Origin of the sequence: Rhodoferax saidenbachensis (assembly GCF_031457975.1) — a bacterium.
GTDB classification, from domain to species: domain Bacteria; phylum Pseudomonadota; class Gammaproteobacteria; order Burkholderiales; family Burkholderiaceae_C; genus Allorhodoferax; species Allorhodoferax saidenbachensis_A.
Genome location: NZ_JAVDXO010000003.1, coordinates 171,432 through 185,165, shown reverse-complemented (window position 1 = coordinate 185,165; position 13,734 = coordinate 171,432). Strand labels below are relative to the sequence as shown.

Sequence of the window (13,734 nt, the reverse complement as noted above, 5' to 3'; positions counted from 1 at the left end):
AATCAGACAAATGGTTTCGATTCGGGTCAGTTGCTGGGCTCAAAGCCGCCGCCCAGGGCGCGGTACAGAGCCACCCAGGCGCGGTTGCGCTCCAATGCCAACGACAGTTCGGCCGACTGCGAAGCCAGCGCCGAGCGGCGGGCGTCTTCCAGCTCCACCAGGTTGGCCAGGCCCTGGCCGTAGCGCGACTGCGTGGCCGCCAGCGATTCAGCGTAGCCCTGGGTGGAGACCTCGGCATCCTGCCTGCGCGCATCGGTGCTTTGCAGGTTCACCAGCGCCTCTTCCACCTCGCGCACGGCCTGGCGCACCTTGGCTCGGTACACCGCCACGGCCTGGGTGTAGTTGGCCTCGGCGGCCACCACGTTGGCCTTGCGTTGGCCACCGTCAAAAATCGGCAGCGTCAGCGCCAGGGGGCCAAAGGACCAGGTGTCCAGATTCGTTTCAGTACCCATGCTGCTGTAGCGCATGGCGCCCACGTTGCCGCTCAGGGTCAGGCGCGGGTAGCGCTGGGCCTTGGCGCTGCCCACCTGGGCACTGGCCACCACCACCTCACGCTCGGCGGCGAACACATCGGGGCGTTGGGTGAGCGTTTGGGCCGGCACGCTTGCTATGGAAACAGGAGCTGCTTGCGCAGGTTTTGCGAGGGCTGCAGCCAGTTTTTGTCTCAAATCAGCTTCTGCAAGGCCAGTCAGCGCCACCAGTGCTTTGGTGTCGATGTCGCAAGCGGCGGACTGCTGGGTCACACGGCTGCTGCCATCGGCCGCGCTGGCACGGGCCAAAGCGGCAACGGACGGCGCGGTGAAGCCGGCCTTGGCGCTGATATCGGCCAGACGCGCAGTCTCTTGGCGCGATGCCGCGTCCTTGCGGGCCACGTCCAGCAGCTGGTAGCAGGTGGAGAGGCTGTAGTAGGTGCTGGCCACCTCGGCCGCCACCGACACGCGGGCGTCGTGCCACTGGGCCTGGGTGCCCTGGAACTGGGCGTCGGCCGCATTGCTCACGGCGCGGTTGGCGCCCACCAGGTCCAGTTCCCAGGTGGCTTGCAAGCCGATGGTCTGGGTGGTGGCCACGGGCACATTGGGCTGGCTCACGCCACGGCTGGCAGCCACCGAGGCGTCGACCTTGGGCAGCAGCGCGGCATTGGCTGTGGTGCGCTGGGCGCGTGCGGACTCGACCCGTGCAACCGCCTGCGCAACGGAGGGGCTGACGGCCTGTGCGGCTTCAATCAATTCCACCAGCAGGGGATCGCCCTGCTGCTGCCACCACTGACTCAAAGCGCCCACGGTACCCTGGTGTGGCAGGGGGGCCTGCCACTGGGGTGCAACGGCGGCATCGACCTTGGTGGCGGGCATGGTGATGGCGCAACCACTGAGCGCGAGCACGCAGGCCGACAGGGCCAGCGCAGAGAGGTGGCGGGGCGTGCCGCGCAGTGCAGATGGTTTCATAGGAGTACGGAGGTGCAATGCAAGTGCCATGGGTATGAATCGGGTCGGGTTATGGGGTGGCCGGGGCGGACGACAGGGCCTGGCGGCGGCGCACTTCGCCTTCCACCATGGACAGGGCGGCCCCCAGCATGTGCTCGGCATAAGCATCGATCGCGGTGGGCGAGCCGATCAGCTCCGGGCGGATAGCCTGGATGACGTCGCTGCCCACATGCAGGATCATGCCCAGCCCGACGATGGAAAAGGCCAGACGGTGCACATCGTCGTCGGGTTGTGTGACACCCAGATGGCGGCACAGCGTTTGCACCAGGGCGTTGTGGGCGGGCTTGATGCGATCATCGATCTCGGCCTGCCACAGGCCCGTGGGCTCCAGCATCTCACGGATGTGCAGCTTCATGCAGTTCTGCATGGCCACACCGTTCTTCATGGGCTCGGTGAAGGTGTCGAGCATGGCGCGCAGCGAGTCGGCCAAGGTCTGCTCGGGATGGTTGATGCTGGAGGGCTCGACGCTGGGGTTGCTGCGTGGGTCGGTAAACACGGCGCGGTACAGGCCAGCCTTGTCGCCAAAGTAGTAGCTGATGGAGGCCACGTTGACATTGGCAGCCAGCGCAATTTCGCGGGTGGAGGTTTTGGCAAAACCCCGGTCGGCAAACAGCACCAGGGCGGCGTCCAGCAGGCGGGTGCGAGCCTCTTGCCCATCGCTGCGCAGGTGCTTGGCGGCCGCGGGGGCGAGAGGCAGGGGAAGTGGAACGGCAGGAGTCGGCATAGCGGCCGATTCTAGCGAGTTAAATCAAACGATTGATTTAACTACACGAAACGTAGGGGCTTTCCCTTAGTCCTCTGCCCCGCATGCCCACTAACAGGCCAGCGACTCCTGAAAGTCCCAGCCCTGCTGCAGCGTGCAGACCAGTTGTGTGGCCTGCCAGCGCAGGCTGGCACCCTGCGCGAAGTCCAACTCCAGCGTCAGGGGCTCTTGCCAGCGGCCCGGGATGTCCAGCTGCGTGAGCCCAGCGCCTGTGGAGGCTAGCAAAACGCGCCCATCGCGCAGGCGCCCCATGGCGTCTACAGCCGCCCCTTCTGGCACACCCTGCAATTGCATCTGCAAGCCCCGCACATAACCCGTCAAAGGCGCAGCGCCTGGCAGACGGCGTTGAACCCAGGCGGCTGAAAAATGCACGGTCACTGTGGGGCCGGCACACGCCAAGCACAACACTTCCGAGTCGGAAAAACTGAACCGCAGTAAGGCAGCGTCAGTGGCCATGGCCCAGGCCGCTGACCACGGCGACCAGCACAATGCCTGCCGCCAGCCACGCAATCTGCGCCGCAGTCTGGCGCGCGGTCAGCCGCTTTTGCAGCTGCGGAATCAGGTCGGCCAGCGCCACGTAAATAAAACTGCTGGAGGCCACGACCAAAAAGTAGGGCAAATAGTCCTGCATCTGGTCCACCAACCAATAGCCAGCCAAGCCGCCCAACGCGGTGACCGCACCGGCCAGCGTCACCTTGACCAGGGCCGCGCGCTTGTTGCTGGAGCCTGCACGCAGCACCATCAGGTCGCCCATGTGGTGGGGCACCTCGTGGGCCAGCACGGCGAGCGAGGCGATGGCGCCCAGGCGCATATCGGCCATGAAGGCCGAGGCAATCAACACGCCGTCGCCAAAGCAATGCACGCTGTCGCCGGTGAGCACGGCCCAGGAGCCCGAACCTGACGGAGCCCCGTGGCTGTGACCGTGACCGTGCGCATGGCCGTGGCCGTGGCCATGGCTGTGGTCATCGTGGTGATGCTCGTGGCCGTGATGCCAGAGCTCGGCCTTGTCCAGCAGGAAGAAAAACACCACGCCGATCAACAGCGTGAGGAACAGGTCATGGGCACCGGCCTGGCTCTCGAAAGCCTCGGGCAGCAGGTGCATGAAGGCTGTGGCCATCAACGCACCGGCCGCCAGGCTCAGCATGTGCTGGGTGTAACGCCCCAGCGCGCCAAAACTCAGGGCGGCCGCCAGCCAGACACTGCCAATGCCAGCCGCCAGGGTGCCTGCCAATATTGCAATCAGCGTCAAGCCACGCCCTTCGCTTTGAACCACGCGAGTGCGCGCTGAAAGCCATCCTCGGCCGCGGCCTTGTTGTAGCTGGAGCGGTAGTCCGCATGGAAGGCATGGCCCACGCCGGGGTAGACCACAAATTCCGAGGCCTTGGCGGCGGCGTTGCCCTTGGCACCGGCGGTCGCCAGTGCGTCCTTCATCTCGTTCACCGTGGTCAGCGGAATACCGCCGTCGGCCCCGCCGTACAGGCCCAGCACTGGTGCCTTCAGCGACGTGACCAGCTCCACGGGCTGCTTGGGGTTCATCGGATTGGGCGCGCCCACCAGGCGGCCATACCAGGCCACACCGGCCTTGACCTTCTTGTTGTACTCGGCATACAGCCAGGTGATACGACCACCCCAGCAAAAACCGGTGATACCGATCTTGTGTGGGTTGCCACCGTTGTGAATGGCCCAATCGACCGCACCGTCCAGATCAGCCAGCACCTGCGCATCCGGCACCTTGGCAACCACTTCGGACAGCAGCTTGCCGATGTCGGTGTAGCTGGCGGCGTTACCCTGGCGGGCATACAGGTCGGGGGCAATGGCCAGGTAACCGGCCTTGGCAAAGCGGCGGCAGGTATCGGCGATGTACTCGTGCACACCAAAGATTTCTTGCACCACGATCACCACGGGCAGGTTTTTCTTGCCAGCGGGGGCGGCAAAGTAAAACGGCACGGGATAGTTGTCCACCTCGTACACCGGGGTGCCGGTGACCAGGCCGGCGTCGGAGGTCTTGATGGCCGTCTGCGCCATGATGGGCATGGCAGTCGCCGCATAGCCCACACCTAGTGCGGCCTTCAGCGCAGTGCGACGGGTCGCGCCGTCCTCGGTCGACTTACCGGGCAGCAGGGAAATAATTCCGTTTTTCAGATCATCAAGCACTAGCGTCTCCTTGGTTGAAATAGAAACAGCAGGAAGTGTATGCACAACACATTCCTGCTGTGGTTGGCGGGACTTTGGCAGACCCGCTCTGGCTCAAAAAGTTTCCCAGTCGTCGTCACCGCCCGCTGGTGTCACGCGGGTGGAGGTGTGGACAGCAGGCTTGGGCGTCGCGGCCGCAACCGGCACTTTGGGTGCGGGGGCCTTGGCAGCCATTGGGGCCGCAGGCTTGGCGGCTGCGGGCCGGGGCGCAGGCTTGGGCGCCCCGGCCCCACGGCGCTCAGCGCCCTTGAAGGGCTTGGCGAGTGGCACGCTGGAACGTACCTTCGCCACGGGCAGGCCAGCCGCATGCTCCTGCGCGCCCAGCTTGAAGGTGGCCACCACCTGCACCAGGTCCTGCGCCTGGCTCTTGAGGCTGCTGGCCGCAGCAGCCATCTCTTCCACGAGCGCAGCGTTTTGCTGGGTGGCCTGGTCCATCTGAGTGACCGCCTCGCCCACCTGTGACACGCCCGAACTTTGCTCGGCGCTGGCCGCACTGATCTCACCCATGATGTCGGTCACGCGGCGGATGCTGGTCACCACTTCGGTCATGGTGGTGCCAGCCTTGTCGACCAGGGCAGAGCCCTGCTCCACCCGCTCCACGCTGGCACCAATCAGGCTCTTGATTTCCTTGGCAGCTTCGGCACTGCGGCCTGCCAGGCTGCGCACCTCAGAGGCCACCACGGCAAAGCCTCGGCCCTGTTCGCCTGCACGCGCCGCTTCCACCGCCGCGTTCAGCGCCAGGATGTTGGTCTGAAATGCGATGCCGTCGATGACGCTGATGATGTCGGCAATCTTGCGGCTGGATTCGTTGATGCCCTTCATGGTTTCGACCACCTGGCCCACCACCTCGCCGCCCTGGATAGCCACAGTCGATGCCGTCATGGCCAGTTGGTTGGCCTGGCGTGCGTTGTCTGCGTTTTGCTTGACGGTGGAGCCCAGTTCTTCCATGGAGGCTGCGGTTTCCTCCAACGCACTGGCTTGCTGCTCGGTGCGCGCACTCAGGTCGTGGTTGCCCTGGGCGATTTCTGAGCTGGCCGTAGCCACCGATTCAGACCCGCTGCGTACATTGCTCACCAAATTCACCAGATTGCCCTGCATGTCGTGCAACGTGGTGAGCAGTTGGCCCACCTCGTCGGTACGACCGTGTCGGATTTCCCCCGTGAGATCCCCATCCGCCACTTTTCTCGCCACCAAGGTGGCCTCACTCAGCGGGCCCGTGATGGAGGCAGAGAGCAGCCAGGCCAGAACCACGCTGAACAGCAGACTCACCGCGCCCAGCGCAATCAGCAACCGACGACTGCTCGTGTGGTTGTCCTGGATTTCCTTGGCAAGCTGGTCGATGGCATTGCGCTGGCTCTGCAACATCGCATCCATCTTGGCCAGATACACCTTGGAAGCCGGCGTGAACCTCTCATCCAGCACCTTGTTGGCCTCCTCAGCCTTGCCCTCTTTCTTGAGGGCTACCGTCTCGTCCCGGGCCGCAATATAGATCTTGCGCTGCTCCGCGATTTCCTTGTACAGCGTCTTCTCCTCTGCCGATGTCATAAGCGGTTCCAGCGCCTTCTGGAACTCGGTCGAGGATTTGCTGGATGCCGCCTGATCTTCGGCAAAGTACTCGGCCAGCGCCGGGTCGGCACTGCGCGCAATCGCGGCCGTGCGGCGCACACCCGTATGGATGTTGCGGTACCAATCGCCCACCAGGCGTTCGGTCTTGATGGGGTCGCTCAGCATGAGCTCGGTGGCATCAGCGACCGAATTCAGCCGCCCAATGCTGACCAGAATGACGACCAACAGCAAAGCCAGGATGGCCGCAAAAGCCAGCCCCAGGCGCCTGCGGATGGAAAGGTTGTTGAGGAATGAACCCATGTTGGCTCCTGTGAGTAGATCGTTCGGAAAAGTGACGCGCCGGGACTAAAACGTTTCCCAGTCCTCGTCACCACCTGCAGGAGTGACGCGGGTGCTGGCATGCACCGTGGGCTTGGGTGCAGCCGCGGCCGGTTTGCGGGCTGATGGCGCTGCGGTGGCTCGGGCAGCCGGGCCATTGTCTTGGCCACTGCGGCGCTCCGGGCCCTTGAACGGCGTAGCCTTGGGCTGGTTGGAACGCACCGGCGCCACGGCCAGCACCTGGCCCGAGTCGGCCACCGCACCCACCTTGAACACCGCCACCGCCTGCTTCATGCGTTCAGCCTGGTCGCGCAGGCTTTCGGCAGCGGCGGCACTCTGCTCCACCAGCGCGGCGTTTTGCTGCGTCATCTGGTCCAGCGTGCCAATCGCCTGGTTGACACCGGCAATGCCTGCGCTCTGTTCTTGTGCTGCAGCGGTAATCTCACCAATCACATCGGCCACACGGCGCACGCTCTGCACGATCTCCTGCATAGTCGCACCGGCGTCGGTCACGAGCTTGGTGCCGGATTCGACCTTGTCCACCGAGGTGCCAATCAGCCCCTTGATCTCTTTGGCGGCCTCGGCACTGCGGCCCGCCAGGCTGCGCACTTCGCTGGCGACTACCGCAAAACCACGACCCTGCTCACCGGCCCGCGCGGCTTCCACGGCCGCATTCAGCGCCAGGATGTTGGTCTGGAATGCGATGCCATCGATCACGCTGATGATGTCGGCAATCTTCTTGCTGCTGGCGTCGATCTCCTGCATGGTGCTGACCACCTGGGTGACCACCTCACCACCGCGCTGCGCCACACTGGAGGCGCTGGCGGCCAGCGCGCTGGCCTGGCGCGCGTTGTCCGTGCTGTGTTGCACCGTGGTGGTCAGCCCGTCCATGCTGGAGGCCGTGGCCTGCAGGTTGCTGGAGGTCTGTTCGGTGCGCTGCGCCAGGTCGTTGTTGCCCATGGCAATCTCGGCGCTGGCGATGGCGATGCTGTCGGTGCTGCTGCGCACCTGAGACACCATGCGCGCCAGCGACTCATTCATGCTGCGCAGCGAGACCAACAGGGAACCGAATTCGTCCTGCCGGTTGGTGTTGATCACCGAGCTAAGGTCGCCCTGCGCAATGCGGGCTGCCAGCTCGTTGGCCTGCACCAGCGGCTCGCGGATGGAACGCACCAGCCAGGCCGTGCCCGCAAAAATGGCGGCGACGATGACCGCCAACCCCACCAGAATGCCCACGCTGTTGGCAGAGCGGCGGCGCTCGGTTTCTGCGGCCACCTCGGCCACACGGCGCTTCTGCATCTCCACCATCTCTTTTTGCGCGGCGATGTAATTGCCCATGGTGGGCAGATACTGCGATTCCATGATCTGCAGCGCCTCCGGCTCGCTGCCGGCGGCCTTGAGTTCACGCGCCTTGTCGCGCAGTGCTATGACCGACTTGCGCAGCTCGCCAATCTTCTGCATTTGCGCCTTGTCGGCGTCGGACAACGGCATGGCTTCGATTTTTTTCTGCAGCTCGCCAATCTGGGCGCTGGTGGCATTTACGGGCTCCTTGAAAGCCTCGGCCACCGCAGGGCCCTGGCTCAGCAGAATGGCCTGGTTGCGCGCCGCGTTGGTCATGGTCAGGCCATTCCACTCGGTGGCGATCTGCACCAGGTCCACGGCATTGGCCTGTGTCGCACGCCCTTCACCCAAGATGCTGGCACTGCGAATCAGGCCCACCACCGCTACGGCGCAAATCGCTCCAATGACCAGCAAAATGAACGCCCACAGTTTGGTGGCAATCTTCATGCGTTGGAGCCCCATAGGTCGTCCTCTTCTTTCTTATTCGTTACCGATGTTCCAACCGTTGACCGGATTACCGACCAACCCATCGTCCCCCTTAATGGGCTTTGTCCCAATTAGGGCCAACCCCAACCTCGGCCAGCAGGGGCACCTTCAGGGTCGCCACGCCGGCCATGAGGCGCGGAATCTCGGTTTTGAGCCAGTCCACCTCGGCCTCTGGCACCTCGAACACCAGTTCGTCATGCACTTGCATGATCATTTTGGTCACTCTGTGCTGAGCGTCAAGCACTTGCTGCACCTGCACCATGCTGAGCTTGATCAGGTCGGCGGCCGTTCCCTGCATGGGCGCGTTGATGGCCGCACGCTCCAGCCCCGCCAGCAGTGCACCCTTGGCCGACTGGATGCCCGCGAGCTGCAGGCGCCGGCCAAATACGGTTTCCACATAGCCCTGCTCTTTGGCCAGCGCGCGGGTGGACTCCATGTAGAGCTTCACACCGGGGTAGCGCTCAAAGTAGCGCGCGATGTAGTTTTTTGCCGCGGTGTTGTCTATCCCTAAGTTGCGCGCCAGGCCAAACGCGCTCATGCCGTAGATCAGGCCGAAATTGATGACCTTGGCATAGCGACGCTGCTCGCTGCTCACCTGGTCCACCGCCACGCCGAACACTTCGGCCGCGGTGGCACGGTGCACGTCCAGTCCATCGGTAAACGCGCGCAACAGCGCCTCGTCGCCACTGATGTGGGCCATGATGCGCAGCTCGATCTGCGAATAGTCTGCACTCGCAATGACGCAGCCCGGCGCAGCCACAAAGGCCTCGCGCACGCGCCGGCCTTCTGCGGTGCGGATGGGGATGTTCTGCAGGTTGGGGTCATTGCTGCTCAAGCGGCCGGTCACCGCCACGGCCTGCGCGTAGTGCGTGTGCACGCGGCCCGTACGCGGTAGCGCCAGTAGGGCCAGCTTGTCGGTGTAGGTGCCCTTGAGCTTGGACAGGCTGCGGTGCTCCAGCAGCTTGGCCGGCAGGGGGTAGTCCTCGGCCAATTTCTCCAGCACCTCTTCGTCGGTGCTACGGGCGCCAGTCGCGGTCTTCTTGACCACGGGCATGCCCAGCTTGTCGAAGAAGATTTCACCCAACTGCTTGGGGCTGCTGAGGTTGAAGGGCTGGCCCGCAATCTCGTAGGCCTCGGTCTCCAGCTGCAGGATGCGCTGGCCCAACTCGTGGCTCTGCGCCGCCAGCGTGGGCGCGTCGATCAGCACGCCATTGCGCTCGATGCGGTACAGCGCCTCGCTGCTGGCGATCTCCAGCTCGTAGATGAACTTCAGCTTGTCGTCGGTTTCAAGTTGTGGCCACAGCGCCAGGTGCACGTCCAGCGTCTGGTCGGAGTCTTCGCAGGAGTATTCGGAGGCCTTGGCAATGTCCACCTGGTCAAAGCTGATCTGGTTGGCGCCCTTGCCGCACAGGTCTTCAAAGCTGATGCCGCTGCGGCCCAGGTGGCGCTCGGCCAAGCTGGAGAGGCCGTGGGGCTTGTGCACTTCCAGCACATAGCTTTGCAGCATGGTGTCGTGGGCATAGCCTTGCACCTCAATGCCGTGGTTGGCAAACACATGGCGGTCGTATTTGATGTGCTGGCCCAGCTTTTTGGCCTGCGGATTTTCCAGCCAGGGCTTGAGTTTGGCCAGCACCTCTTCGCGGTTCAGCTGGTCCGGCGCATCGGGGTAGCGGTGGGCCACGGGAATGTAGGCGGCGTGACCCACCTCCACGCTGAAGCTGATGCCCACAATCTCGGCACGCATTTCGTCCAGCGAGGTGGTTTCGGTGTCCAGCGCCACCAGCTCGGCCGACTGCAGCTTGGCCAGCCAGGCGTCAAAGGACTCCCAGGTCAGCACGGTGTCGTAGTTCAGGTTGCTGGCACGGGGCGGCGTCGCTGGCACAGCATCAGCCCCAACCTCGGCGGGCTCATCAAACAGTCCGGGCGCAGCGGCAGCCGCTTTGGAGGCTTTGGGTGCCTTGACCGCGAGCGCAGGAGCGTCGCCACCACTGGCAGCACCGGCTGCCTTGGCCAGGCCCTTGAAGCCGTATTTTTCATAAAAACCGACCAGAGCCCTCGTATTCTCTGCGCCGACAGCTACAGAATCCATAGCAGGCAGGCTCGGCAGCCAGTCCTTCAAATCGCAGTCAGTCTTGATGGTCAGCAAGGAGCGCCCCGTGGGCAGCCAGTCCAGCGTTTTGCGCAGGTTCTCGCCCACCACGCCGCCAATCTTGTCCGCGTTCTCCACCACGGCTTGCAGCGAACCGTATTCCAGCAGCCACTTCACGGCCGTCTTCGGGCCCACCTTGGGTACCCCAGGCACGTTGTCCACGGTGTCTCCCACCAGGTTCTGGTAGTCCAGCATCAGGTGGGCGGGTATGCCGAATTCGGCCTGCACGCCGGCCAGGTCGCGGCGCTTGCCGTTCATGGTGTCGATGATGGTGATGCGCTCGGTCACTAGCTGGGCCAGGTCCTTGTCGCCGCTGCTCACCACCACATCAAAGTCCTGTTGCGCGGCCAACACGGCCAGCGTGCCGATTACGTCGTCGGCCTCGACGCCGGGTACGTCCAACACGGTCCAGCCCAGGTGGCGCACCACCTCATGGATGGGTGCAATCTGGCTGCGCAGGTCGTCGGGCATGGGATCGCGGTGGGCCTTGTACTCGGGGTAGATGGCGTCGCGGAAGGTCGGGCCCTTGGCATCGAACACACAGGCTACGTAGTCGGCTGGCACTTCCTTGCGCAGGCTGTTCATCATGTTGATCATGATGCGGATGGCGCCGGTCTTTTGCACCGTGCCGTCGGGCAACGTGATGCTCATGGTCTCGCCACCGGCAAAGAAGGCGCGGTACAGGTAGCTGGAACCATCGACCAGCAGCAGGGTTTTACGGGGTTCGCTCATCCTGTGTATTGTGCCCCCACGCTCCACCGCTTCGCGGGTCGCTGCCCCCCAAGGGGGCTAATTCGTCTTGGGGCGGCCCGGCGACGAATTTGTGCCTCGAAGCTGCACGGGGTGTCCCCCTACAATTACCTCATGGCGGTTTACACAGAGGTCTCGCTCGACGAGGCCAGCACTTTCCTCACATCCCTTAAGCTGGGCAACCTTCAAACCCTGGAAGGTTGCTCCGGGGGCATTGAAAACACCAACTACTTCGTCACCACCGACCAGGCGCCCTATGTGCTGACCCTGTTCGAGCGACTGAGTGCGGAGCAGTTGCCGTTTTACCTGCGGCTGATGAAACACTTGGCCTTCCACGGCATTCCCGTGCCCGATCCGGCTGCCAACCGCGATGGCGACGTGCTGCACAGCCTGAACGGCAAGCCCGCCGCCGTGGTGAACCGCCTGAAGGGCAAGAGCGAACTGGCACCCGGCGTGGACCACTGCCGCCAGGTGGGCGCCATGCTGGCGCGCATGCACCTGGCCGGGCGCGACTTCAGCATGCAGCAGCCCAACCTGCGCGCCTTGCCCTGGTGGAACGAGACCGTGCCCGTGGTGCTGCCCCACCTGGAGCCCGCCCAGGCCCAGCTGCTGCAGGCCGAGCTGGCCTACCAAAACCATGTGGCCAGCCAAAGCGCTTACACCGCCCTGCCGCGCGGCGCCATCCACGCCGACCTGTTCCGCGACAACGTGATGTTTGACACCGTGGACGGCGTGCCCACGCTGAGTGGTTTTTTCGACTTTTACTTTGCCGGCACCGATGCCTGGCTGTTTGACCTGGCGGTATGCCTGAACGACTGGTGCATCGACCTGCCCACGGGCGCAGCCGATCTGGAGCGCTCCGCGGCGTTTGTGGATGCCTACGCCAGCGTGCGCCCGCTCACCCCACAAGAGCGCGAGCTGCTGCCCGCCATGCTGCGTGCCGGAGCCCTGCGGTTCTGGATCTCCCGGCTGTGGGACTGGCACCTGCCCCGCGAGGCCTCCATGCTCCAAGCCCACGACCCCACCCACTTTGAACGCGTGCTGCGCCAGCGCGTGGCCTACCCGCTCACGCTGCAACAGCTGCACAACGCCGACGCCCTCCCCGCATGAAACTTCAACTCGTTCCAGCCGGCCGCGGGGTGCAATGGGTGCGCCAAGGCATACGCACTTTCTTCCGACAGCCGCTCGCGTTGACGGGCCTGTTCTTTCTGTTCATGGCGGCCATGTCGGTGCTGAGCCTGGTGCCATTGCTGGGCAATGCCATTGCACTGGCGCTGCTGCCTGCTGCCACGCTGGGCCTGATGGCCGCCACCGAAGAAACCACCAAGGGCAAGTTCCCCATGCCCACCGTGCTGGTCAGCGCGTTTCGGGCCGGGCGCCAGCAGCTGCGTGCCATGCTGGTGTTGGGCGCTCTGTATGCGCTGGGCTTTTTGCTGGTGATGGGCGTGTCAGCCCTGGTGGACGGTGGCAAATTTGCCAGCCTGTACCTGCTGGGCGGCGAGCTCAATGCCGAGGTGCTGCAGCAAGGCGATTTTCAGACCGCGGCCCTGGTGGCCATGGTGCTGTACCTGCCGCTGTCGCTGCTGTTCTGGCACGCGCCGGCCCTGGTGCATTGGCATGGCATCTCGCCCGTCAAAAGCCTGTTTTTCAGCATGGTGGCCTGTTTGCGGAACTTCTGGGCCTTCACTCTGTTTGGGCTGGTGTGGATGGCGGTGTTCCTATCCATGGGCCTCACGGTGGCCATCGTGGCGGCCATTTTGGGCAGCCCGGAGCTGATCACGGCTATCCTCTTCCCTGCGGGCCTGGCCATGGCGGCCATGTTTTTCACGTCGATCTATTTCACCTTCCAAGACTCGTTTGAAGTCACTCCCGGAGATCCAAATGACGCAACACTCCCTCCAAGGCCGTAGCGAATCCGAGGTGTCGTGGTTCCAACGCCGCGGCTTTCTGCAGGCTGCCGCAGGTTGGACCGCCATGGGCGGCTTTGCCGCGGCACAGGCCCAGTCGCGCAGCAATATTGTCGAGCTGGTGGGTGACGCCACCCTGAATGGCAGCCGCCTGCGCGCGCAGCAAGCGGTGCAAACCGGTGACGAAATCGTCACCGGCCCGGGCTCCAGCCTGATCTTTGTGGTGGGCAGTTCGGCGTTTCATGTGCGGCAGAACTCGCGCATCACCGTGGAGCGTGGCGCCACCCTCAATGCAGTCAGCGTGCTGCGCATGATCACCGGCGCAGTGGTCAGCGTCTGGGGCAAGGGAACCAGCCGCCAGATCATCACCCCAACCATGACCGCCGGCATCCGCGGCACCGGCGTGTACACCGAGATTTTCGCCAACCAAGACAACCGCAGCTACTTCTGCAACTGCTACGGCACGGTGGAAATGGCCGCTGGCAACGACAAAACGGTGAGCCGCTCCAGCTACCACCAGGCCTTCTGGGGCGAGGTGCAGCCCAAGGAGGGCCGCATGCTGACGCCGGCCAAGGCCATCAACCACACCGACGAAGAGTTGGAATACCTGGCCAAGCTGGTGGACCAGCAAACCGCCTGGCAGATCCTCGGCAAAAAAGGCGTGAAGGACGGCAAAGGCTATATGGAAGAGAAGGAAGGCCAGATGCACCCGGCAGAGATGCTGGGGCGCTGAAAGCATCTCTCTCCATAAAAAAAGCCGGGCACTGCCCGGCTTTTTTG

General features: G+C 64.0%; 11 protein-coding genes. 3 read left to right on the top strand and 8 right to left on the bottom strand.

What is annotated here, in order from left to right:
* Positions 1–26 precede the first annotated feature (26 nt).
* The 8 genes from J2X15_RS08880 to polA form a co-directional block, all read right to left on the bottom strand.
* A complete protein-coding gene (locus tag J2X15_RS08880; RefSeq protein ID WP_310341673.1) occupies positions 27–1,442 on the bottom strand; it encodes an efflux transporter outer membrane subunit in 1,416 nt (471 codons plus the stop codon).
* 49 nt (positions 1,443–1,491) lie between these two features.
* On the bottom strand, positions 1,492–2,205 hold the full coding sequence (locus J2X15_RS08875; RefSeq protein ID WP_310341670.1) for a CerR family C-terminal domain-containing protein: 714 nt from the start codon (positions 2,203–2,205) through the stop codon (positions 1,492–1,494).
* A 90-nt stretch (positions 2,206–2,295) separates the two neighbouring features.
* The gene (locus tag J2X15_RS08870) at positions 2,296–2,700 is read right to left on the bottom strand and encodes a hypothetical protein (protein WP_310341668.1); all 405 of its coding nucleotides are present in this window, start codon (positions 2,698–2,700) and stop codon (positions 2,296–2,298) included.
* The gene (locus tag J2X15_RS08865) at positions 2,690–3,493 is read right to left on the bottom strand and encodes a ZIP family metal transporter (protein WP_310341665.1); all 804 of its coding nucleotides are present in this window, start codon (positions 3,491–3,493) and stop codon (positions 2,690–2,692) included. Before J2X15_RS08865 ends, J2X15_RS08870 begins: the two co-directional genes overlap by 11 nt.
* Entirely contained in the window at positions 3,490–4,398 is a 909-nt protein-coding gene (locus tag J2X15_RS08860) for a dienelactone hydrolase family protein (protein WP_310341662.1), read from the bottom strand. The genes J2X15_RS08865 and J2X15_RS08860 overlap by 4 nt, the downstream gene beginning before the upstream one ends.
* Positions 4,399–4,491: 93 nt before the next feature.
* Positions 4,492–6,303 carry a methyl-accepting chemotaxis protein gene (locus J2X15_RS08855; protein WP_310341659.1) on the bottom strand — a complete coding sequence of 604 codons (1,812 nt, stop codon included), beginning with the start codon at positions 6,301–6,303 and terminating at the stop codon, positions 4,492–4,494.
* A gap of 45 nt (positions 6,304–6,348) precedes the next feature.
* Positions 6,349–8,124 (bottom strand): methyl-accepting chemotaxis protein, encoded by a 1,776-nt coding sequence (locus tag J2X15_RS08850; protein WP_310341656.1) that lies wholly within the window; start codon positions 8,122–8,124, stop codon positions 6,349–6,351.
* 76 nt (positions 8,125–8,200) lie between these two features.
* Positions 8,201–11,029 (bottom strand): DNA polymerase I, encoded by a 2,829-nt coding sequence (gene polA / locus J2X15_RS08845; protein WP_310341653.1) that lies wholly within the window; start codon positions 11,027–11,029, stop codon positions 8,201–8,203.
* A gap of 132 nt (positions 11,030–11,161) precedes the next feature.
* Between polA and J2X15_RS08840 the strand changes: the two genes are divergently transcribed.
* The 3 genes from J2X15_RS08840 to J2X15_RS08830 are packed head-to-tail and all read left to right on the top strand — an operon-like array spanning position 11,162 to position 13,687.
* Positions 11,162–12,157 carry a homoserine kinase gene (locus tag J2X15_RS08840; RefSeq protein WP_310341651.1) on the top strand — a complete coding sequence of 332 codons (996 nt, stop codon included), beginning with the start codon at positions 11,162–11,164 and terminating at the stop codon, positions 12,155–12,157.
* A complete protein-coding gene (locus J2X15_RS08835; protein WP_310341649.1) occupies positions 12,154–12,957 on the top strand; it encodes a BPSS1780 family membrane protein in 804 nt (267 codons plus the stop codon). Before J2X15_RS08840 ends, J2X15_RS08835 begins: the two co-directional genes overlap by 4 nt.
* Complete coding sequence (locus J2X15_RS08830) at positions 12,929–13,687, top strand: FecR family protein (RefSeq protein WP_310341648.1); 759 nt, start codon at positions 12,929–12,931, stop codon at positions 13,685–13,687. The genes J2X15_RS08835 and J2X15_RS08830 overlap by 29 nt, the downstream gene beginning before the upstream one ends.
* Positions 13,688–13,734: the final 47 nt, after the last annotated feature.